Origin of the sequence: Micrococcus sp. KRD077 (genome assembly GCF_017168505.1) — a bacterium.
In the GTDB taxonomy this organism is placed as follows: Bacteria; Actinomycetota; Actinomycetes; order Actinomycetales; family Micrococcaceae; genus Micrococcus; species Micrococcus luteus.
This window is the reverse complement of record NZ_JABFAZ010000002.1, coordinates 63196-84749: the sequence shown is the minus strand read 5'-3', so window position 1 is coordinate 84749 and position 21554 is coordinate 63196. Positions and strand designations below refer to the sequence as shown.

Annotated in this window: 23 protein-coding genes; 5 read left to right on the top strand and 18 right to left on the bottom strand. The window is 73.6% G+C overall.

The window, feature by feature from the left end; translation table 11 throughout:
• Positions 1-90: 90 nt before the first annotated feature.
• The 9 genes from prfB to J1M39_RS00365 form a co-directional block, all read right to left on the bottom strand.
• Entirely contained in the window at positions 91-1212 is a 1122-nt protein-coding gene (gene prfB, locus J1M39_RS00405) for a peptide chain release factor 2 (RefSeq protein WP_012750800.1), read from the bottom strand.
• A gap of 12 nt (positions 1213-1224) precedes the next feature.
• Positions 1225-1959: an alpha/beta fold hydrolase gene (locus tag J1M39_RS00400; protein ID WP_206496351.1), complete on the bottom strand. Its 735-nt coding sequence runs from the start codon at positions 1957-1959 to the stop codon at positions 1225-1227.
• Positions 1956-2411: a pilus assembly protein TadG-related protein gene (locus J1M39_RS00395; RefSeq protein ID WP_206496350.1), complete on the bottom strand. Its 456-nt coding sequence runs from the start codon at positions 2409-2411 to the stop codon at positions 1956-1958. Before J1M39_RS00395 ends, J1M39_RS00400 begins: the two co-directional genes overlap by 4 nt.
• Positions 2411-2839, bottom strand: coding sequence for a hypothetical protein (locus J1M39_RS00390; protein ID WP_158183646.1), 429 nt, complete (start codon positions 2837-2839; stop codon positions 2411-2413). Before J1M39_RS00390 ends, J1M39_RS00395 begins: the two co-directional genes overlap by 1 nt.
• Complete coding sequence (locus J1M39_RS00385; RefSeq protein ID WP_010079077.1) at positions 2823-3251, bottom strand: TadE/TadG family type IV pilus assembly protein; 429 nt, start codon at positions 3249-3251, stop codon at positions 2823-2825. Before J1M39_RS00385 ends, J1M39_RS00390 begins: the two co-directional genes overlap by 17 nt.
• 2 nt (positions 3252-3253) lie before the next feature.
• Positions 3254-3460, bottom strand: coding sequence for a hypothetical protein (locus J1M39_RS00380; protein WP_010079078.1), 207 nt, complete (start codon positions 3458-3460; stop codon positions 3254-3256).
• Between the two features lie 87 nt (positions 3461-3547).
• Positions 3548-4489: a type II secretion system F family protein gene (locus J1M39_RS00375; RefSeq protein ID WP_010079079.1), complete on the bottom strand. Its 942-nt coding sequence runs from the start codon at positions 4487-4489 to the stop codon at positions 3548-3550.
• The gene (locus tag J1M39_RS00370) at positions 4486-5343 is read right to left on the bottom strand and encodes a type II secretion system F family protein (protein ID WP_036313985.1); all 858 of its coding nucleotides are present in this window, start codon (positions 5341-5343) and stop codon (positions 4486-4488) included. The genes J1M39_RS00375 and J1M39_RS00370 overlap by 4 nt, the downstream gene beginning before the upstream one ends.
• Positions 5343-6569: a CpaF family protein gene (locus tag J1M39_RS00365; RefSeq protein ID WP_010079081.1), complete on the bottom strand. Its 1227-nt coding sequence runs from the start codon at positions 6567-6569 to the stop codon at positions 5343-5345. Before J1M39_RS00365 ends, J1M39_RS00370 begins: the two co-directional genes overlap by 1 nt.
• Positions 6570-6806: 237 nt before the next feature.
• Between J1M39_RS00365 and J1M39_RS00360 the strand changes: the two genes are divergently transcribed.
• Entirely contained in the window at positions 6807-9806 is a 3000-nt protein-coding gene (locus J1M39_RS00360; RefSeq protein WP_206496349.1) for an FtsK/SpoIIIE domain-containing protein, read from the top strand.
• A gap of 578 nt (positions 9807-10384) precedes the next feature.
• A complete protein-coding gene (locus tag J1M39_RS00355) occupies positions 10385-10963 on the top strand; it encodes a dienelactone hydrolase family protein (protein WP_070708710.1) in 579 nt (192 codons plus the stop codon).
• 19 nt (positions 10964-10982) lie between these two features.
• On the opposite strand, the gene J1M39_RS00350 is transcribed toward J1M39_RS00355, so the two are convergent.
• The gene (locus tag J1M39_RS00350) at positions 10983-12386 is read right to left on the bottom strand and encodes an MFS transporter (RefSeq protein WP_170720476.1); all 1404 of its coding nucleotides are present in this window, start codon (positions 12384-12386) and stop codon (positions 10983-10985) included.
• Positions 12387-12457: 71 nt separating this feature from the next.
• Positions 12458-13039, bottom strand: coding sequence for an LURP-one-related/scramblase family protein (locus J1M39_RS00345; RefSeq protein ID WP_102708356.1), 582 nt, complete (start codon positions 13037-13039; stop codon positions 12458-12460).
• 141 nt (positions 13040-13180) lie between these two features.
• Here J1M39_RS00345 and J1M39_RS00340 point away from each other — a divergent pair, with 141 nt between their 5' ends.
• From J1M39_RS00340 to J1M39_RS00330, 3 genes are read left to right on the top strand one after another with little or no spacing between them, the layout of a single operon-like run.
• Positions 13181-14371: an LLM class flavin-dependent oxidoreductase gene (locus J1M39_RS00340; protein WP_102708357.1), complete on the top strand. Its 1191-nt coding sequence runs from the start codon at positions 13181-13183 to the stop codon at positions 14369-14371.
• On the top strand, positions 14368-15057 hold the full coding sequence (locus J1M39_RS00335; protein WP_113913924.1) for an FMN reductase: 690 nt from the start codon (positions 14368-14370) through the stop codon (positions 15055-15057). The genes J1M39_RS00340 and J1M39_RS00335 overlap by 4 nt, the downstream gene beginning before the upstream one ends.
• Positions 15029-15574, top strand: coding sequence for a MarR family winged helix-turn-helix transcriptional regulator (locus J1M39_RS00330; RefSeq protein ID WP_020628146.1), 546 nt, complete (start codon positions 15029-15031; stop codon positions 15572-15574). Before J1M39_RS00335 ends, J1M39_RS00330 begins: the two co-directional genes overlap by 29 nt.
• Positions 15575-15673: 99 nt before the next feature.
• Here the strand turns inward: J1M39_RS00330 and J1M39_RS00325 are convergent, their stop codons facing one another.
• From J1M39_RS00325 to J1M39_RS00295, 7 genes are all read right to left on the bottom strand, one after another.
• Positions 15674-16900, bottom strand: coding sequence for a trypsin-like serine protease (locus J1M39_RS00325; RefSeq protein ID WP_223247523.1), 1227 nt, complete (start codon positions 16898-16900; stop codon positions 15674-15676).
• 122 nt (positions 16901-17022) lie between these two features.
• Positions 17023-18024, bottom strand: a complete 1002-nt coding sequence (locus J1M39_RS00320; protein ID WP_020628148.1) for an SseB family protein — start codon at positions 18022-18024, stop codon at positions 17023-17025.
• Complete coding sequence (priA, locus tag J1M39_RS00315) at positions 18021-18806, bottom strand: bifunctional 1-(5-phosphoribosyl)-5-((5-phosphoribosylamino)methylideneamino)imidazole-4-carboxamide isomerase/phosphoribosylanthranilate isomerase PriA (RefSeq protein ID WP_036313998.1); 786 nt, start codon at positions 18804-18806, stop codon at positions 18021-18023. The genes J1M39_RS00320 and priA overlap by 4 nt, the downstream gene beginning before the upstream one ends.
• Positions 18807-18838: 32 nt before the next feature.
• The gene (locus tag J1M39_RS00310) at positions 18839-18997 is read right to left on the bottom strand and encodes a hypothetical protein (protein WP_004167696.1); all 159 of its coding nucleotides are present in this window, start codon (positions 18995-18997) and stop codon (positions 18839-18841) included.
• Complete coding sequence (hisH, locus tag J1M39_RS00305) at positions 18997-19656, bottom strand: imidazole glycerol phosphate synthase subunit HisH (RefSeq protein WP_004167703.1); 660 nt, start codon at positions 19654-19656, stop codon at positions 18997-18999. The genes J1M39_RS00310 and hisH overlap by 1 nt, the downstream gene beginning before the upstream one ends.
• On the bottom strand, positions 19656-20237 hold the full coding sequence (gene hisB, locus J1M39_RS00300; protein ID WP_152743305.1) for an imidazoleglycerol-phosphate dehydratase HisB: 582 nt from the start codon (positions 20235-20237) through the stop codon (positions 19656-19658). Before hisB ends, hisH begins: the two co-directional genes overlap by 1 nt.
• A 181-nt stretch (positions 20238-20418) precedes the next feature.
• The gene (locus tag J1M39_RS00295; RefSeq protein WP_020628150.1) at positions 20419-21540 is read right to left on the bottom strand and encodes a histidinol-phosphate transaminase; all 1122 of its coding nucleotides are present in this window, start codon (positions 21538-21540) and stop codon (positions 20419-20421) included.
• Positions 21541-21554 lie beyond the last annotated feature (14 nt).

The following is a 21554-nucleotide window of genomic DNA, read 5'->3' as shown; positions in this document are numbered from 1 at the left end:
GAGCCTGAACGACGACGCCGGCCCGCGCCTCGCTGCGGAGGTGCGGGCCGGCGTCGTGGTGGCCCGGGCGGCGGGGCCGCGCCGCGGGGCTCAGTCCTCCTGGGCGGCCTTGACCTGCTCGGCGCGCCAGCGGATCCCGGCGTCCACGAAATCGTCGATGTGGCCGTCGAACACGGAGGAGGGGTTGCCCTCCTCGTGGCCCGTGCGCAGGTCCTTGACCATCTGGTACGGGTTCAACACGTAGGAGCGCATCTGGTCGCCCCAGGACGCCTTGACGTCGCCGGCCATCTCCTTCTTCTTCGCGTCCTCCTCGGCCTTGCGCAGCAGCAGCAGGCGGGACTGGAGCACGCGCAGGGCGGCGGCACGGTTCTGGATCTGCGACTTCTCGTTCTGCATGGACACGACGATGCCGGTGGGCAGGTGCGTCATGCGGACGGCGGAGTCCGTGGTGTTCACGGACTGGCCGCCGGGGCCCGAGGAGCGGAACACGTCCACCTTGATCTCGGACTCGGGGATCTCGATGGAGTCGTCCGACTCGATCAGCGGCACCACCTCGACCGCCGCGAAGGACGTCTGGCGGCGGCCCTGGTTGTCGAAGGGGCTGATGCGCACGAGGCGGTGCGTGCCGGCCTCCACGGAGAGGGTGCCGAACGCGAAGGGCGCGTTGACCTCGAAGGTGACGGACTTCAGGCCGGCCTCCTCCGCGTAGGAGGTGTCCATGACCTTGGTGGACCAGCCGCGCTGCTCGGCCCAGCGCAGGTACATGCGCATGAGGGTCTCGGCGAAGTCGGCCGCGTCCACGCCGCCGGCGCCCGCGCGGATGGTCACGACGGCGTCGCGCTGGTCGTACTCGCCGCTGAGCAGCGTGACGACCTCGAGTTCCTCCAGGGCCTTGCGGATGGAGGTCAGCTCCTGGTTCGCGTCGTCGAGGAGGGAGGGCTCGTCCTCCTCCGCGGCGAGCTCGACCATGGTCTCCAGGTCCTCGATGCGGCTCTCCAGGGAGGTGATGCGCTTGAGGTCCGTCTGACGGTGGGAGAGCTTGGAGGTGACCTTCTGGGCCTCCTCCGGGTCGTCCCAGAGGTCCGGTGCGGAGGCCTGCTGCTCCAGTTCGGCGATGTCCGCCTTGATGCGGTCGAGGTCCGAGACCTGCTCGATGGAGGCCAGGGTGTGGCGCAGGGAGTCGATCTCCGCGGAGAAGTCAGTGTCAGCCATGATTCGGCCAGCCTACCGCGTGGGGTGGACGCCGGTCGTGTGCCAGCGGCGGATCGCCGCCGCGACGGCCTCGGGCTCCGTGACGTGCGGCCAGTGGCCCGGGCCGACGTCGACGACGGTGGTGTGCTCGGTGACCGCGTCCAGGTCCCGCTGGTGGACGTCCCGGGTGCTGCGCACGTACAGGGTCGGGATCGTGATGCCCGCCCAGAGGGCAGGGGTGTCCGCGGCGAGGACGGCGGCCCAGAGCTCACGCATCGGATGGTCCGGCGTGGCGTCCAGGTCGGCCAGGATCCGCTCGTGCCACGGCTCCGGAACGAGGAGGTCGCGCGCGAGCGAGGCGCGGAGCACGCTCCGCCAGTCGGGGCGGGCGGCGAGGCGGGCCTTGTCCGCCCGGGCGGCCAGGGCGGTGTCCGTCACCGGGACGTTCGAGTCGATGACCACGAGGGCGCGGGGTCGCACCAACTCGTCGGCGACGGCGCGCAGCGCGATGACCCCGCCCGTGCTGTGGCCGATCAGCAGCCCCGGCACGGGGCCGGCCTGCGCCGCCCAGGTGCGGGCGGCGTCGAGGACGGGGTCCGCGCCGGTCGCCGGCCGTGCGGCGCGGTGGCGGTCCGGATCGCTGGCGCCCGTGCCCGGGTGGCCGGGCAGGGCGGGTGAGACCGCGAGGTCGGCCGCGGCGTCGAGCGCGTCGGCCAGGGGCTCGAAGTGGGCGGGTCGGCCACCGATGCCGTGGAGGAAGCGGATCACCGGGCCAGGCTAGTGCGACTGCTGCCCGTCGCCTCGAGGGGGACCGACAGGGGCAGTGTCCCCGCGAACGGGCCGGTCATGGCGAACAGATCGGCCCGGGCGTCGAGGGTGACGACGACGGTGCTGCCGTCCTCGGCCACGCGGGCGTTCATCCCGCCGAGCCCGGGCACGGCCTCCTGGGCACCGACGGCCGCGAGGTGTGCGCTGGCGGAGGCGGCGACGTCGTCGGAGAGCACGACGCCCGGGTCCTCCCCCAGCCGGAAGCCGAGCTCCTCTGCCCCGGCGATGGCGGCCGAGTCCGCGAGCGACTGCAGGCGACGGTGCTGCAACTGCACGGTGGTGACCGCGAGCATGACCAGCATGAGGGCCACGAGCACGGCGCACAGGCCGACGGTGAGGACGGTGGTCTGCCCGTCGTCGTGACCCAGGCGAGCGGTGAGGCGGCGGCTCATCAGAACCTCGGCACCGTCTGCCGGGCGTCGGAACCCACCGTCACGGGGGTCAGCGACCACGCTGCCGGCGTGAGAGGGACGGGCACCCCCACGTCCACCCGCACGGCGACGACCTCGCCCGGTTCGAGCGTGCCACAGCCGCCCTGGTCGCAGCCGACGGTCAGGTCGTACTGGCCGGCGCCCACGCCGTAGTCGGCGAGTGTGAGCTCGACGGTGGCGTGGGCGGCGCCTGCGCTGGGGTGATCGGCCTCGGCGACCACGGCCTTGACGGCCTGGTCCGCGGCGGCGACCGAGGCGAACGCTGCGGCCTGGACCTGGGAGACGTAGATCATCAGGTACACCACGGGGATCAGCAGGACGAGGGTGAGGCCCAGGAATTCGACCGTGGCCGCTCCCCGCTCGTCGCGGACGTCATTGACGGAAAGCATGACCGCTCACCTCCACGGGGATCGGGCCCGGCAGGAACCCCAGGCCGGGCAGCGAGCTCGAGACCGTGACGCGCAGGACCGGGACCCCGTCCTGGCTGGTGAGCTCCGCGGCGACGTCGGCCCCGGACTGGCCGGGCACGCCGGCCGAGAGCAGCTCCCGAGCCCGCTGGACGCCGTCCTCGGGGCTCCGGTCCGCGAGCGCCCCGTACCGGGCGCCGGCGGAGGCGGCGTCGATCATCACGTTGCGCGTGTGGATCACGACGCCGGCCTGGAGCAGCGCCGCGAAGAGCAGGACGACCAGGGTCATCACCATGGTGGACTCGGCCACCGCGGCGCCCCGGTCGTCCCGCCAGCGGACGCCCATGTGGACGCCACGGGGCACCGGCACGGCGTGGACAGCACCCCGGGGCATGCTCAGCCGCCCTGGGACACCTGGGAGATGGCCTGGTTGAACAGTCCCTGGAGCGCCGGCAGGGCGAGGGCCAGCAGGCCGGCCACGAGCACGGCGGACATGAGGGTGATCATCACCCAGCCGGGGACGTCGCCGCGCTCGTCGCGGACGTCGTCGTGGATGAGTGCGCGCAGGGCGGCCAGGACGGTGATGGCGTGGTGGTGGAGCATGGTCCCCTCCTCGGGTGGCCGGCCGCCCGTGCGGCCGGAGTGGATGGTGATCGTGGGTGGATGGATGGACTATTCAGTTGTGGGTCTTCAGAACCCCAGGCGCATCAGGGAGATGCCGGGGAAGACGGCGAAGATCACCGTGAGCGGGAGGATGCCGAACACGAGGGGGACCATCATCTGGATCTCCTTCCGGCCGGCGGCCTCCATGAGCTCGCGGCGACCCATCTCACGCACGTCCTGGGCCTGCGCGCGCAGGACGTCGGCGAGGGGCGTGCCGCGGTCGAGCGCGATGAGCACGCCCCCGATGAACCGTTCGACGGGGGCCAGCTGCACGCGCCGTCCCATGGCCTTGAGCGCCGCGGACAGCGACGCCCCGGCACGCATGTCGGCGAGCGTGGTGCGGAACTCGCCGGCCAGCTCCCCGCGCGCCGTCCCCGCGATGCGTTCGAGCGCTCCGGCGGCGCTCTCCCCCGCGCCCACCGAGAGCGCGAACAGCTCGGCCACGGACGGGAACTCGGAGAGGATGGCCTCGCGCCGCCGTCGCACCCGCAGGGAGAGCAGCTGCTCCCGGAGCAGGAACCCGGCCATGCCGCCGGCGATCACGAGGGCGACCCCCGTGATCACCGGCACGCGGCCCGTGACGGTGAGGCTGAGCGCGAGGACGGCCGCCACGGCGGCCCCCGCGGCCGCGCTCAGGACCTGCTGGGCACGGAAGTCCGTCGACGTGACCGCGAGCCCCGCGGCGGCCAGTTTGCGGTCGAGCGCCGCCCCGCCCGGGGAGATGCGCTGGACCCAGCCGACTCCGGCCTGCACCACGGGATCGAGGATGCGTCCCCACGTTCCCCAGGGCGAGGCGCCCGCACGTTCCTCCTCGAGGAGGCGGGAGGCCGGGATGTGGTGGCGCAGCTGCGGTTCGACCCGTTGCTCGAGGCTGGGGCGCCAGCCCACCGGCTGGGTGACCAGGATGAGGAGCAGTCCCGCCCCGAGGGTGAGGCCCAGGAGCGCAGCCCAGATCAGCGCGGACGTCATGCGAACACCCGCTTCTCCCGGGGCAGCGCGCCGATGCGGAGCATGACGCGGTAGCAGACGACGGAGGCCACCATGCCGGCGAGGAGCACGGCCCCGCCGGCGGCGGACCGATAGGCCGCGACCGCGGCGGGCTGGGTCCCCAGCAGCAGGAGCACGAGCCACGGGGCGCACACCGCCAACCGGGCCGCGTTCACGGTCCACGACTGCCGGGCCTCGAGCTCGGCGCGGATGCGGGCGTCCTGCCGGAGGAACTCGGAGAGGGTCTGCAGCAGACGGCCGATGTCGGCGCCCCCGACCTCGCGGGTCAGGCGCAGCGAGACCACCAGGCGGTCCGCGACGGGGTCGGCCATCCGGGCCTTGAGCCGGTCCAGTGCGTCCACGAAGCGGGCTCCGGCCCGGTAGTCCCGGGCGAACTGCTGGAACGGCTCGCGCAGCCCCTCCGGCCCGGTCTCCCCGAGCTGGATGAGCGCCTCCGGGAGAGTCAGGCCCGCGCGGATGGCCGACCGGGCGTGGTCGATCGCGTCCGGCCACAGCTCGCGCAGTGCCGTGGAGCGCCGGCGGGCCTGCCAGGACAGCAGCAGCCAGGGCACGGCCGCGCCGAAGACGGCGAAGCACGCGGCGATGGTCCACGTACTGGTCAGCGACAGGACGAGCAGCCCGACCACGAGACCGCCGACGGCCATGGCGGACACGACGCCGGCCGGGCTGAGACGCTGGATGCCGGACTGGGCGATCAGCACACGCAGGCGGGCGTCGGTGCGGGCGGCCCCGGGTTTCTCCGTGGGAGGGGACCAGAGGGACCACCACAGCAGGAACAGGCCGCAGCCGAGCGCGAGCCCCAGCAGCGCGGCCATCAGCGCAGCCCCACCAGCTCGTGGACGTCCACGCCGCGACGGGCGAGCGCCTCGAACTCCAGGTTCGCACCCTCGTTGAGGCGCAGGTCGCCCTCGGCGTCGCGCTGGAAGAGCGCCGACGTCTCGATGACCCCGCCCTCCACCCGTGAGCCGACGGTGAGGATCTCCCGCACCCGCCGGCGGCCCTGACGGTCGCGCTCGCAGTGCACGACGACGTCGATGCACGTGGCGACCGTCGGGACGACGAAGTCCCGGGAGATGTTCTCCCCGGCCAGCAGCGGCAGCGTGCAGAGCTTCGTGAGCGCGTCCGCGGCCGAGTTCGCGTGGATCGTGCACATGCCGGCCAGGCCGGAGTTCAGCGCCACGAGCATGTCCAGTGCCTCGGCCTCGCGCACCTCGCCGACGATCAGGCGGTCCGGGCGCATCCGCAGCGCCTCCTTGACGAGGCGGCGCAGCGGGATCTCGCCGTGGCCCTCCAGGTTCGGCTGGCGGCACTGCAGCCCGACGACGTCGCGCACCGGGATCTGCAGCTCGAAGATCTCCTCCACGGTGATCACCCGCTCCCGCGGGCCGATGGCCGAAGCCAGGCAGTTGAGCAGGGTGGTCTTGCCCGCCTGGGTGGCCCCGCTGACGAGGATGTTCATGCCCGCGTCCACGGCCGCGTCCAGGAAGCGGGCCGCCGTCGGAGTGAGGGAACCGCCCCGGACGAGGTCGTCCAGCCGGCGCGCCCGGGCGATGAACTTCCGGATGTTCACGGCCCAGTGCCGCCGCGTGATGTCGGGGATGGCCACGTGCAGGCGCGAACCGTCTGGCAGGGCCGCGTCGACGAACGGCATCGACAGGTCCAGCCGCCGGCCCGAGGACTTCAACATGACCTCGACGAGGTCCTGGACCTCCTCCTCGGTCAGGACGATGCCCGTCAGCTCGGAGCGGCCGGACCGCGCGCAGTAGACGGCGTCCGGCGCGTTCAGCCAGATCTCCTCCACGGAGGGATCGTCCATGAGCCGCTGGAGCGGCCCGAGGCCCGCGATGCGGTCGAACAGGTCCTGCCGCGCCGCCACGGGATCCTCCAGGTCCGGCAGCGAGCTGACCATCGCGCGGGACTCGTAGTCCGCGGCCGCGTCCTGGATGAGCGTCAGGACCCGGGCGTGCTCACGCTGCGGGTCGATGCCCTGCCGCCGGACGATCTCCCGGATCTCGTCCTCGAGAATGCGCACCGCATCCATGTGTCCCTCCTGTGCCCGATTCGGCGCCATCCCCAGCGCCGCACATGTCTCGATCAGGAAGATACCCCGTTCCGTCGATGCGTGTGGTCCAGGACACCATGACTGTGGACAACGTGGCGGCGGTCCCGTTCGACGGGGAGTTGTCCACAGGCCGCCCGAACCGCCATCAGGCCGTGGCAGGGTCGTCCCCAGGCGGCCGGACGGGCCGGTCGCCGGTCTCGGGAGGGAGGGGCGGGGATGGCCTGGAGCGTGCGGATCCTGGGCGGGGCCGCTCCCGAGACATGGCGGGTGGAGCACTTCCCCGCCGACGCGGACGAGCAGGACCGGGCGGTGCGGGAACGTTTTCCCGCCCGGTCGCTGCACCGGTGCGCTGCCGGGCCGCGCAGCGTGACGTACGCGGAACGGGTCGGGAGTGCACCGGCCCGGGGGCCGGAGCTCGCGGTGGTCACCGAGCACGGACCCGACGCCGGCCGCCTCGTCCCTCTGGGGGAGGGCGGGTTGAGCACGGGACGCGGTGGGGCGCGGCTGCTGCTGGACGACCCCTCTGCCCCGTCGCGGCCGATGCGTCTGCGGCTCGCGCCCACCGGGCTGCACGTCCACGACGGTCCTCGGGACACCGGACGCCTGTGGGACGGCCGCAGCCCGCTCCCTGTGGGCCGGACCGCCCTAGGCCTGGTCCGCGGGCCCGGGGCCGCCCTGCCGCGGCCGGTCACGCCGGAGCCGCCCGCCGTCGACCTCGGATCCCCACCGGCCCGGCAGTCCGTCGTGATCCCGCTGGTGGCGGCCCTGGGCCCGCTGGTGCTCGGGGTCGCCCTGGTCCTGATGATGGGGAACCCGATGTTCCTGCTGTTCGGCGTCCTGTCCGTGGCGGTGGCGCTGGTCATGCTGGCGATGCAGCGCCGTACCCGGCTGCGGCATGCGCGGCTGCTCGCCGCCCGCGCGGACGCGGTCGTCCGCCGGCGGGCTCGGGCGGCACTGAGCCCCGGTGGGGTGGCCCGCGCCGTCCGCTCCGGCGCGACGGACCGCTTCGGGCTGACGTCGGGGGCCGACGAGGCCGTGGCGGTGTCGTGGGGTTCCGGCGTCGGGGCGCTGTCCCTGTCGCGGGACGACCCGGACGAGGCATGGGTGGAGGCCGTCACGTCGAGGCGCACCGTGATGACGACGTCACCGCCGGAGTCGCGCGTCGTCGTGGTCGGGCCGCCGCGCGATGTGGCCGGGGCCTGCCGGTGGGCGGTGTTCCAGCTCCTGCGGCACGCGGTGGCGGCCGACGGCGCGTTCGTCGTGGAGGCCGGTGGTGTCCGCCGCATCTGGTGGTCGGGCGGGTCCGGCCCGCAGCTGCTGGTGACGGCCCCTGAGGACGCGGCACTGGATCCGGCGTGGCGAGCGTGGCGGGCCGCCATCGGCGACGACGCGGGCACGACGCCCACGGCCCGGACGGATCTGCCCTGGACGCGGTACGACTTCACCGGGCCGCCGCCTGCGCCGGGGGACGCCGTCGTCGACCTGCGCGGGCGCACCGTCGTGGTCCCCGCCGAACAGCAGCGTTTCGAGGACGTGGCCGCCGACGGCCTCGCCGACGGCACCCTGGTCGCCTGGCTGACCGAGCTGGCCGACGACGTCGTGGACCTCGGCCTGCTGCCCACCGACGACGGGGACGGCACGCTCACACCACCGGGGCAGGTGGGCACCCGTGATGCCGTCGACGGGCTCACCGTGACCCTCGCCCGGGGCGGCGACGAGACGGGCGTCGTCGAGATGGACCTGGCCGCCGACGGCCCGCACCTGCTCATCGCGGGCACCACGGGATCCGGGAAGTCGGATCTCCTGCTGTCCCTCCTGCTGGAGGCCGCGGCGCACCACCCGCCGGCCGAGGTCGCGTTCCTGCTGCTGGACTTCAAGGGCGGCGCGTCGTTCGGTCCGCTGGGCGCGCTCCCCCACACGATGAGCCTGGAGACCAACCACGTGGGAACGGCCTCGTTGCGGGCGCTGAGCGCCATCCGGGCGGAGCTGCATCGCCGCGAGGCCCTCTTCGCAGAGGCCGGGGTCAGCGACTATCCCGGTTTCCGTCGCCGCCATCCGGACGCGGCGCTGCCTCGGCTCGTCGTGGCGATCGACGAACTGCGCGTGCTCGTGGACGACCACCCGGACGCGGCCGCCGTCCTGCAGCGTCTGGCCGCCACGGGCCGTTCCCTGGGCTTCCACCTCATCCTGGCCACGCAGCGGGCCACGGGTGCGGTGGGCTCGGACCTGCGCTCGAACCTGGGCAGCACGATCGCCCTGCGCACCGCGACGGAGCAGGAGTCGTGGGATCTCGTGGGCACGGCCGCCGCGGCCCGGCTCGACCCGCGTCGCCCCGGCTCCGCGATCCTCTCGACGGCGGGGCGCCCGACGGTCCCGTTCCGCGCGTCCCAGTGGACGGTCGACGGCGGCACGCCCGTGTGGCGACGGCTGGGCGAGGCCGCGGCCGCCCCGGCCGTCGCCCCCTGGGAGGCCGTCGTCTCGGTCCTGGTGGAGAAGTACGCGGCGGGTGACTGGCCGACACCCCCGCCCGTGGTCACCCCCGCCCTGCCGGAGCGCTGGGTGCCGGACCGCGCTCGCCGGGCGGAGGCCACGGCCCTGGCCCTGCTCGACGACGCGGCCCACGGCCGGCACCGTCCCTGGCGGTGGCCGACCGGCGCGGAGGGACGCACCGCATGGATCGTCGAGGCCGCGGGCGGTCGCGCGGAGACGCTGGCCGCCGTCGTCGAAGTGGCGCTGCGCAGCGGCCGGCCGGTGGCCGTGCTGGACGGCACCGGGGAGGCCGCGGCGGCCGCGCGGTCCGGGACGCCGGTGCTGACCCCGGACGTCGAGGGGGCCGGGGAGGCCGCCCTGGCCCGCCTGCGCGAGCTCGCGGCCGCCGGCGGCACGGCGGTGATCACGGGCTGGAACGCGTGGTCCGGCCTGCGCGTCGGGGACACCTACCGCACGGTCGAGGAGGACGTGCACGACTGGCTCGGCCGTCCGACCGCCGCCGGCCTGCGGTTGGCGGTGTTCGGCGGCCGAGAGCTGGCGACGGGCCGGCTGCTGCTGCACCTGCCCCACCGCTTCTTCGTGCCGGCCGGGACGAACGCCGAGCACCGGCTCATCTGGCCACGGCTGACCGAGGTCGAGCCCCTGCCGGGGCGGGCCGTGCACATCAGTCCCGCCGTCCCCGAACCCGGCATGCCCTGCCAGCTCGCGTCTCCCGCCCCGGCGTGACCGCACTGACGGCGATTCCCGTGTGACCGCAGCGGAACGGTGGACTCAGCTCCGACGTCCACCCGGCGAGACGTTCTCCCGTCCTCCGTCGAACGTGGATGCCGTGGTCGAGGTCGCCAGGAGCAGTCGGACAGGGCGCCCCTTCGTCGCCGTCCGTCCAAAGGGGACGCCGCATCGTCCGGCGAAGACGTCCCGAAGGTCGCAAGACGGATGAAGCGAGGAGGCTGCTGTCCGGTCCTGCCTCGAGTAGCCCCGTGACCGTTCGCACGAGTGCCTCGGCACTCATGCAGAAGATTCCTCGCCGCTCGCTCGCGCAGTCTCCGGTGGGCAGGAGCCTCCTTTCCGCATCCGCACCGACAGCATGCGTCCCCGAGTCTCGCCCCCACCCAGCAGAGCACGCCCGGGGAGGAGCGCTGCAACGAGAACCCAGGGCACCGGTCGGAGAAACACTGCGCTTGCCCTCCACGCAATGAGCGGCAACTCACCCGTGGCGACAGACGCGAGCCACCTCACTTCTTCGCCCCGATCACCCACCCGCACTCTGGGGCAGCCGCTCACCGCGGTCTACGCTCTGACCCATGGCGCAGATCGTCCTCTTCCACCACGCCCTCGGTCTCACAGACGGCGTGCGCGCGCTCGCCGAACAGATCGCCAGCGGCGGTCACACCGTCCACACCCCTGACCTCTACGACGGCCGCACGTTCGCCACCGTGGACGAGGGTGTCGCCCACGCCCAGCACCTCGGCTTCGAGGAGATCGGCCGACGCGGCATGCGGGCGTGTGCCGAGCACCAGGAGGCCTCCGTCGTCGCGGGCATCAGCATGGGCGTGATGCCCGCCTGGCGTGCCGCCCAGGTGGTCCCCGGCTTCCGCGCGTGCATCGCCATGGCCGGCGTCCTGGCCCTCGACGCCTACGCCCCGCTCTGGCAGCCCCACACCGCCCTGCAGATCCACCTCGGCACCCGCGACCCCTGGGCCCTCGAGGGCGACCTCGCGACCGCCCGCTCCTACGCGGCCACCGCCGAGCACCCGGACCGCCCCGCCGACCTCTTCGAGTACGACACGGACCGGCACCTGTTCATGAACTCCTCCACCGCGGACTTCGACGCGGACCTCACCGCCGTGCTGGTCCGCCGCATCCACGAGCTCCTGGCCTGACGCGCGGAGCGGGTCCGGCTCAGGCGGGACGCCGCCCGCGCATCACCGTCGCCAGGGCGGCCAGCAGCACGAGCACGAAGCCCGCGGCCGCCGCGAACACGTAGCCCGCGGACGGGGCGACGCCGTCGATGAACACGCCGGCCAGCGGGGCGCCCATGGCGGCGCCGGCGGTCATGGCCGAGCCGTAGAAGCCCATCGCCTCGCCGCGCCGCTCCTCCACCACGAGATGCGAAAGCCGGGACGAGGCCGAGGCCAGGGTCGGCGCCGTCAGCAGACCCGAGGGGATCGAGGCCAGCGCGAGCGCCCACACCCCGTCCACGAGCGCGAGCGGCACCGTCGCCACGGCGAACAGCGCCATCAGCAGGTACGGGTGCACCTGGCGGCCCCACGCCCCGTAGAAGAGCCCGCCCACGGCGGAGGCGCCGCACCAGAACGCATACACCAGACCCACCGACGCCGCGGCGCCCTGCGACTCCAGCTCGGCCACCATCGAGACCTCGGTGCCGACCATGACGATCCCGGCCGCCATCGACACCACGAGCACCCCGAGCACCTCCGACCCGACCCAGGAGAAGTGGGTCCGCCGCCACTGCCGCAGCCGCTCGGCCCGGGCCCGGCGCGGCGCCGTCGTCGGCCCGGAGCCGTCCGCGGCGATGACGGGCAGCGCCCCGGTGACCAGGGGGATGGCCTCCGTGATGGCCGGAAGCGCGCCGGTCGCCAGGCTGGGGGCGGCCATCTCCACGTGCATGGGCGCGGCGGTCACCGCCTGGGCGATCGCCTCCTGACGGTCCTGCTCCTCGGTGTACGGGTCCTCGGTCGCCGGTCCGACGACGGCCAGCTGACTCGACCGTGTCGGCGGGTTGAACCACATCAGCAGGATGCCGCCCAGCGCGCTGGAGAGGCCGACGATGGTCAGGCCGAGGGCACTCGACCACGTGGCCGCGACGACGGCGCCCAGCGCCGGGCCCATCATGAAGATCGTCTCCGTGACGATGGAGTCCAGGGCAAACGCCGTCTGCCGGTCCTTGCCGTGGGTGAGCACGCCGAGTCCCTGCCGGACGACGGAGAAGATCGGCAGCGAGAACACGCCGCCCAGGAACACGGCCAGGAGCATCGGCCAGAACGGCAGCCACGGGACGATCGGCCAGATCACCGCCTCCGCGATCACGGAGGGCAGCAGTGCACGGCGCAGCCCCTTCGCGTCCACCACGCGGCCCCGCCACGGCGAGCCCACCGCGATGCCCAGCGTCATCGCCGCCCCAGCCAGGCCGGCCTGGCCGTAGCCCAGGCCCAGCGTGAGCGCCACGTGCAGGGTGAGGATCACCCCGGCCGCAGTGTGCGGGAAGCGGGCGATGAACCCCACCGCCAGCAGATGGCGGATCCGAGGGTCCTGCAACAGCCGTCCGTACGCTCCGAAGTCCACCGTCGAATCCTACGGGAGGGGTCAAGGCACGCCCCGGAGGCGCCGTCGAGACGGCCGCGCGCTCGGCGGACTCAGCCGTTGCTGCGCCGGTCCTTGGCCCGGATCAGGTCGAGGGCGATGGCCGTGCCGAGCACGGCGCAGCGCACCACGGGCGGCATGCCGGGGTCCAGGCGCATCTCGTACCGCGAGCGCCCGGCCAGGGCGTTCATGACACCTCCGAATTGCGCGGTCACGCGGGCGATCGGCCGCTGCCCCACGGTCATGGCGTAGTCGTGGTCCCACAGGTCGCCGGTCACCGCGAAGCACGTGCCGTCCACAACCTCGACGCTCACGGACGTCCGCAGGAACGCGAACTGGCGGACGAGGTGGGCGAAGGGCAGCCCGTCGGCGTCCAGGATCGCGAAGCGGTCGCGGCCGAACGTGGCCGGGTCGGCGAGGCGGAAGAGCACGCGGCCGTCGTCACCGTCGACCACGTCGAAGCTGCGGTTCCCCATCAGCATTCGGCCCAGGCCCCCGCCCGTAGTGACCACCGAGACGACGGTGCGCCCGTCCGGGTCCGTCACCTGGATGTCGTTGGACAGGAAGCTCGTCACCTGCTGCAGGATGAGGACGTCCGTGTGGGCGAGGCGACCGGCGTCGAAGGCGGGGCTCATGGGACCAGTCTGCCGTGTCGGGCCCTGCGGAATATTCAGGACGGGGCGGCTCGTTGTGCGGTATAGTTCATTTTTGAAGAACACGGCGACGGCGCGGCCGGCACCGTGAGACCCGCCCCCGGGCACACTGAGGAGCACACCATGCAGTTCGGCGTCTTCACGATCGGCGACATCACCGCCGATCCGACGAACGGGACCGCCCCCACCGAGCATCAGCGGATCAAGGACACCGTCAAGATCGCCCGCCACGCCGAGCAGGCGGGCTTCGAGGTGTTCGCGACCGGCCAGCACCACAACCCGCCCTTCGTGGCCCCGGGCAACCCGCCCACGCTGCTGGCCTACCTGGCCGCGCAGACCGAGACCCTCCAGCTCTCCACGGCGACGACCCTGATCACCACCATGGACCCGGTGCGTCTGGCCGAGGACTACGCGTACCTGCAGCACCTCGCCGACGGTCGCGTGGACCTGACGATGGGCCGCGGCAACACCGGCCCCGTGTACCCGTGGTTCGGCAAGGACATCCGCCAGGGCATCCAGCTCGCCGTGGAGAACTACAACCTCCTCTACCGCCTGTGGCATGAGGAGACCGTGGACTGGAGCGGCACGCACCGCACCCCGCTGCAGGACTTCACCCTCACCCCGCAGCCCCTGGACGGCGTCGCCCCCTTCGTGTGGCACGGCTCCATCCGCTCCCCCGAGATCGCCGAGCAGGCCGCCTACTACGGCGACGGCTACTTCCACAACAACATCTTCTGGAACAAGGAGCACGTCATCCAGATGGTGCGCCTGTACCGCCAGCGCTACGAGTACTACGGCCACGGCAAGGCCCATCAGGCGTACGTGGCCCTGGGCGGCCAGGCCTACATGGCGAAGAAGTCGCAGGACGCCGTGGCGGAGTTCCGCCCCTACTTCGACAACGCGCCGGTCTACGGCCACGGCCCGTCCCTCGAGGACTTCTCGAGGATGACGCCCCTGACGGTCGGCTCGCCGCAGCAGGTCATCGAGCGCACGCTCACGTTCCGCGACTGGGTGGGCGACTACCAGCGTCAGATGTTCCTCATCGACCACGCCGGCCTGCCCACGGACACCGTCCTGCGGCAGATCGACCTCTTCGGCGAGGAGGTCCTGCCCGTGCTGCGCAAGGAGTTCGACGCTCTGAAGCCGGACGACGTCCCGGCGGCCCCGACCCACGAGTTCCTCGTGGCGCGCGCCCGCCGCGGCGAGGCTCCCGTGCCCGGCGGCAAGGAGGGATCGCCGGCCCAGCTCGACCGCGCTGCGGCCGCCGAGCAGCGCGCCGCCGCCGATGCCGCGAAGGGCGGTGCCGCGAAGTGACCACCCCCGGCGCCTTCGATGCCTCCGACCCGTTCACGCCGCAGGCCCGGCACCTCGCCGTGGTCTCCGGCGGGTCCGGGGACCCGTCCCAGACCCGCATGCTCGCCGAACGCATGGCGGAGTCCGCCTCGGCGGCGCTCTCCGAGCACGGCGTGGTCCCGCAGATCCACCTGATCACGCTGCGGGAGCTCGCCGTGGACATCGCGCAGGCCCTGGTGACCTTCGCATTCTCCCCGGCCCTGCGCGCCGCCCTGGACGAGGTCGCCCAGGCCGACGCCGTCATCGCGGTCTCGCCCACGTACAAGGCCTCCTACTCGGGCCTGTTCAAGTCCTTCTGGGACCTCGCGGAGCCCACGTCCGTCGTCGGGGTGCCCGTGCTCCTCGGCGCCACCGGCGGCACCGCCCGCCACTCGCTCATGATCGACACCGCCATGCGGCCGCTGTTCGCCTACCTCAAGGCCCGCATCGTGCCGACCGCGGTCTTCGCGGCCTCGGACGACTGGGGCGAGGCGGCCGGCGTGCAGGCCTCGATGCGGACCGACCCGCTGCAGTCCCGCATCCGGGCCGCCGGACGCGACCTGGCCGAGATCACCCTGAGCCGCCCCCCGCGGGCACGCGCCGCCGCGCCCGCGGACCTCGACCTGGAGGTGACCCCCTTTGAGCAGCTCCTCAACCCCGGCCCCTGAGCCCGCCGCGCAGGACGCGGCGCCGGCGGAGCCCGACGGCGGCTGGTTCGGCTCCGCATCGGAGGCGCACCGCCCGGTGGACCCGCCCAAGCGCGCCTGGCGCGCCTACTTCGAGGCCACCCAGATGCTCACGGAGGTGGTGGAGCGCCGCCTGAAGCAGGACTGCGGCATGTCGCTGGCCGACTACAACCTGCTGCTGCTCCTCTACGAGTCCCCCGAGGGCCGGCTCCGGCTGGGAGAGCTGGCGTCCCGGATGGTCTTCTCCCCGTCGCGCATCACCTACCAGGTGAAGACGCTCGTGGCCCGCGGCCTGATCGACCGCCGCCCGGTGGCCTGTGACCGGCGGGGCTTCGAGGCCGTCCTCACCGACGAGGGCCGGTCCGCCTTCCGGCGCGCCGCGATCGAGCACGCCCGGCAGGTGGACGAGCTCTTCCTCGGCGACCTGGCGCCGGGCGAGGCGGAGTCCCTCACCCGGATCTTCTCCCGCCTGGGGCGGCGGCTCGAGGGGCTGTGCTGACCGCGTCCCCACCTGGCCGGGGCCGCCCCGGGACGTGACGAGGCCCGGTGATCCGTGCGGGATCACCGGGCCTCGTCGTGTCGTTCGGGGCGGAATCGATCAGCCGACCAGCTGACCGCCCAGGGTCACGGTGGCGTCCGTGGCGGCGCCGGCGGCGTCGACCACGGTGACCACCACGGAGCCGCCCGCGGGCACCTCGGCCGGCACGGGCAGCCAGGCGCGGTACTCGCCGGTGAGGTCCAGGCCGTCCTGGCCGAGGACCGTGCCGTCGGCGTCGTAGGCCGTGACGGTGACGGAGGCGAAGCCGCCCTGATCCGTCTGCGCGACCACCTGGGTGCCGTAGGCGACACCCTCGGCGGGCGCGGCCACGACGTCGGTCACGCCCGGCGCAGCGGCCTCGGCGACCGGGGCCTCAGCAGCGGGGGCCGCCTCGGCGGCCTCCTCCTCCGCGGCGGCCTCGGCGCGGGCCTTGAGCTCGGCCGCGATGGCCTCCTCCTCAGCCGGCGTGAACTCGGTCAGCTCGGACTCGTCCACGGCGGGCTCGCCGCCGGTGGGCAGGTCCTCGTCGGCCACGGGGCCCGCGACGTCGGCGATCGCCGGGGCGGTCTCGGCGGCCGGAGCGGTCTCCGCGGCCGCGGCGGTCTCGGCGGCGGGCGCCGCGGAGGCGTCCAGCGCGTCGAGGGACTCGACCGGGACCATGATCGAGGACATCGCCTGGGCGTCGCAGCCCACCACGTTGCCCTCGGCGTCGAAGGTCACCGGGGCGATGCCCGAGATGACCCCGACCACCCGCTGCTGGGCGTCATAGACGGCCCCGCCCGAGTCGCCGGCGTAGGTCGAGGCGGTGTCGAGGGCAACCTGATCCGCGTACGCGTCGTCGCAGACCGTGGCGGCCTCGAAGGTCTGCGTGTGGGACACGGTGTTCGGCGCGCCCAGCGGCACGGACGAGCCGTGGGTGTAGACGGTCTCGCCCACACCGATGGACGAGGCCGGCCGCGTGGACCAGTCGCCCACGACGTCGACGTCGTCGGCCAGGGCCACGCGGACCGCGTCCACGCCCGAATCGCCGGGCAGTGCCGAGACGGTGCCGATCGCGGTGCCGTCGACGTCGCGGACGGTCGAGCCGATCTGCCATTGGCCCGCACCACAGTGGGCCGCGGTGTAGGCGGTGGCGTCGTCGACGATGGTCAGACTGCACGCCCCGGCCGGCGCGGTGATCGCCGAGCCCTGGGTGAGCGTGGTCTGCGCGAGGGCGGGGCCGGCACCGGCCACCACCACCGCGCCCAGCGCCGCGGTGGCGACGCCGGTCAAGGTTCTGGTTCTCATGGGTACTCCTCGGAGGATGGGAGGCATGGGGCCGGCGCGCGGCGCACGGCCTCCAGGATGGGGTGGGGCCACCACGGGCCCTCCCCTCCCCCTCAACGGTACCGGACAGGCCGGGCGACCGATCAGGGTCGGCGGACCGTGATCTCCACGGAGTCGGCCCGCTCGGCCAGCAGCGGCAGGTCTGCCAGGAGGGTCTTGAGCGTGGCCGTCATCAGGCGCACCCCGGCCGCGTCGGCGTCCCGGGTGGGCATCGCGACGATCTGCAGCTCGGGCCCGGCCCCGCCTCCGTTCATCACCGCGCCGGAGCCCGTGTGCGTGGCCACCCCCGACCCGGGTGCGAGGCCCAGGTTGAGCAGGTTCGGGACCAGGTCGGCGACCTCGGCGATCTCGTCCGCGATCTCCTGGTCCCGATAGGCGGGGGTCCACTCCCTCTGCTGGGCGAGCGACCACACGGCCGGGCGTCGCACCACGTACGTGTGCTCGGCGCCGGCGTCGATGACGACGAGCTCACAGCCCTCGTCCACGGCGGACAGGCAGGCACGCGGCAGCCACACGGCCACGGGTCGGGCGACCGGGTTCCATGCCGTCAGCGCGGGCACGTTCGTGAACACCGGCAGCGCCTGCCGGCCGTCCGGCGCGCGCATGGTCACGAGGGCCACGTCCGCGGCCTTGTCCCCGTGCGCCGCGACGTCGTGCTCGTGACCGGTGTGGTCGGCGTGGTCGTGGACGTCGTCCTCGTCCACGGCAAGGGTGGGCACGACGGCGGCGAACACGCGGATGCGCGCGAGCACCTCCGTCACCTCCCGCTCACCGGCGGAGCCGTCCGTCAGGGCCGACATGACGGCGGTCCACTCGGCCGGGCTGGTGCCGTCGTCCTCGTCGAACACGTGCAACGGGTTCGCGGAGCCGTCCACGCCGGGGCCGGAGAGGTCACGGCCCTGCCACGGGACGCCCGCGGTGTCCGCGGTGTTCTCGCCCGCGGTCTTCTCCCGCATGCGGTCGAGTGCGGCCCGGATGTGCCCCGGCAGCTCCCGGGCCGCCGGATGCGGCACCGCGACCGTCTCGTCGATCGGACCGAGCCCGTCGTCGCGGGCCAGGCCGCCGTCGTCGTGCGAGCCCGTCACGGGGCGACCGGGCCGGGCTGCTCGGAGCGCGCCTGCTCCACCGTGGCGCCGCCGGCGACGGCCAGCGCCTGCTCCAGGCTGAAGCGGCCGGCGTACAGCGCCTTGCCCATGATCGCGCCCTCGACGCCCTGGCCGGTCATGGCCGCGAGCGCGGCAACGTCCTCGAGGGAGGAGATGCCGCCCGAGGCGACGACCGGCTTCGCGGTCTTCGCGCAGACCTGGGCGAGCAGCTCCGTGTTCGGCCCCTTGAGCGTGCCGTCCTTCGTGACGTCGGTGACCACGTAGCGGGCGCAGCCGGCATCCTCGAGGCGGGCGAGCACCTCCCAGAGGTCGCCGCCCTCCTTGGTCCAGCCGCGGGCGGCGAGCGTGGTGCCGCGCACGTCGAGGCCCACGGCCACCCGGTCGGCGAAGCGCTCGATGACGCGCGCGGTCCAGTCCGGGTCCTCGAGGGCGGCGGTGCCCAGGTTCACGCGCGCCGCACCCATCTCGAGGGCGTTCTCGAGCGAGGCGTCGTCGCGGATGCCGCCGGACAGCTCGATCTTCACGCCGATCTCCTCCACCACACGGCGCATGACCTCGCGGTTGTCACCGCGACCGAAGGCCGCGTCCAGGTCCACGAGGTGGATCCACTCCGCGCCGGCGCGCTGCCAGTCCAGGGCGGCGGTGACCGGGTCGCCGTACGAGGTGGCGCTGCCGGCCTCGCCCTGGACGAGGCGGACGGCCTGGCCGTCCTGGACGTCGACGGCGGGCAGCAGCTCGAGGGCGGGGGCGTTCGGGGTCATGGGGTTCCTCTCGGGTGGGGCGGCCGGCGCGGTCAGGCGCCGACGGTCAGGAAGGAGGCGGCGATGGCCATGCCGGCCAGCACGAGGACGATCACGATGGCCCACAGCGGCGCCTTCTGCGTGCGCATGGACCAGGCGGCGCCGAGCAGCAGCCCGCCGAGGGCGAGGTAGAGGACGGACCAGTAGGGCATCAGAGGGTCTCCAGCCAGTTGCGCAGCAGCTGCAGCCCGGCGTCCCCGGACTTCTCGGGGTGGAACTGCGTGGCCGACAGGGGGCCGTTCTCCACGGCGGCGATGAAGTCCGCGCCGTGGTGCGCCCAGGTGACCTGGGGCGGACGCATGGCGGAGATCGTCTGGTCGAACTCCCATTCGAGCACGCCGTAGGAGTGGACGAAGTAGAACCGCTCGTCCTCGATGCCCGCGAAGAGGGCGCTGCCCTCGGGCGGCCGGACGGTGTTCCAGCCCATGTGGGGCAGGACCTCGGCGGGCAGCTCGGCGACGACACCCGGCCACTCCCCCATGCCTGCGGTGCGCTCGCCGTGCTCGACGCCGGCGTCGAAGAGGATCTGGTGGCCCACGCAGATGCCGAGGACGGGTCGGCCCCCGGCCACGCGGCGGCCGATCCAGCGGGTGCCGCCGACCTCGGTCAGTGCCCGCATCACGGACGCGTACGCCCCGACGCCGGGCACGAGCAGCCCGTCGGCCTCCTGCACGGCCTGCGGATCGCGCGTGAGCTCGACCTCCGCGCCGGCCCGCTCCACGGCACGCAGCGCCGAGTGCACGTTGCCCGAGCCGTAGTCCAGGACGGCGACGCGCGGCCGCACGCCGGGGACGGTGGTGGGGCGGGCCATCAGAGGGCGCCCTTGGTGGAGGGCACGCCGGTCATGCGGGGGTCGTCCTCGACGGCGGCGCGCAGGGCGCGGGCGAAGGCCTTGAACTGCGCCTCGACGATGTGGTGCGGATCCCGGCCTCGCACGACGTCCATGTGGAGGCAGATCGCCGCGTGGTACGTGATCGACTCGAACACATGGCGGGTCATGGAACCGGTGAAGTGCCCGCCGATGAGGTGGTACTGCTGGCCCTCGGGCTCGCCCTCGTGCACGAGGTACGGCCGGCCGGAGACGTCGACGACGGCGCGCGCCAGCGCCTCGTCCAGCGGCACGGACGCCTCGCCGAAGCGGCGGATGCCGGACTTGTCCCCGAGCGCGGTCTTGAGCACCTCGCCCAGGGTGATGGCGACGTCCTCGACCGTGTGGTGCACGTCGATGTGCGTGTCCCCGGTGGCACGGACCGTCAGGTCGATCTGGGAGTGCCGGGACAGCGCGGTGAGCATGTGGTCGTAGAACGGCACGGTGGTGGAGATTTCAGCGCGGCCGGTGCCGTCCAGATCCATCTCGACGTACACGTCCGACTCGCTCGTGGTGCGCGTCATGCGCGCACGGCGTCCGGAGATCAACTCGGCTGCCACGGGTCCTCCTCGGGCTGGGTCCGCACCGGTCCGGGACGGGTGCGGGGGGATGCGGGTGCGCGCGGCCGGTGCCGGCGGGCCGGGGCGCCGCGCGCGCTGTCCCTATCCTAGGGAGCCGGGCGGACGCCGAGACTCCGGTGACGCCTCAGGACCGGTCCCCGGTCTCGCCGAGGACCTCCGCGAGAGCGGTGAGGAACGCCGTCGTCTCCGCCTCGGTGCCGGCGGTGACGCGCAGGTGGTGCGGGATGCCGACGTCCCGCACGAGGACGCCGCGGTCGAGCAGGCGGCGCCACACGTCGGACGCGTCCTCGAGGTGACCGAAGAAGACGAAGTTCGAGTCGGACACCGAGGGCCTCAGTCCCAGGCCGCGCAGGGTGGAGACGATGCGGTCGCGCTGGGCCTTGATGTCCTCCACGGTGCGCAGCAGCGCGTCCACGTGATCGAGGGCGGCCTCCGCCGTGGCCTGCGTGACCGCGGAGAGGTGGTACGGCAGGCGCACCAGGCGCAGGGCGTCGGCGACGGCGGGGTCCGCGGCCAGGTAGCCCAGGCGCGCGCCGGCCAGGGCGAACGCCTTGGACATGGTGCGCGTGACGATCAGCCGCTCACGGCCGGGCAGGAGGGTGAGGGCGGAGCGGGTGCCGGCGAGGGCGAACTCCGCGTAGGCCTCGTCCACGACGACCATGGCGCCGGGCCCGCCGGCGGCCTCGTTCTGCGCCTGCGCGGCGTACACGGCCTCGATGGTCGCCAGGTCCAGGGCGGTGCCCGTCGGGTTGTTGGGCGAGGCCAGGAAGACGACGTGCGGACGGTGCTCCCGCACCATGGCCGCCGCGTGCTCGGCGCTGAGGGTGTGGTCTTCGGCACGGCCGCCGTCCACGAACACGGTGTCCGTGCCGCCGGCCAGCAGCGGGTACATGGAGTACGAGGGCAGGAAGCTCAGCAGTGTCCGCCCGGGGCCGCCGAAGGCCTGGAGGATCTGCTGCAGGATCTCGTTGGAGCCGTTGCCGGCCCACACGTGGTCCGCCGTGAGGCCGTGGCCGAGGTAGCCGGCGAGCGCACGTCGCAGCCCCGTGAACTCGCGGTCCGGGTAGCGGTTCAGCCCCCCGGCGACGGCCGCGACCCGCTCGGCGATGGCGGTGGCGACCTCCTCCGGCACCGGATGCGTGTTCTCGTTGGTGTTGAGCATGTACGGCACGTCCAGCTGGGGGGCGCCGTAGGGGCTCAGGCCGCGGAGGTTCTCACGCAGGGGCAGAGAGCTGAGGTCGGTCATGGCCGCCAGTCTAG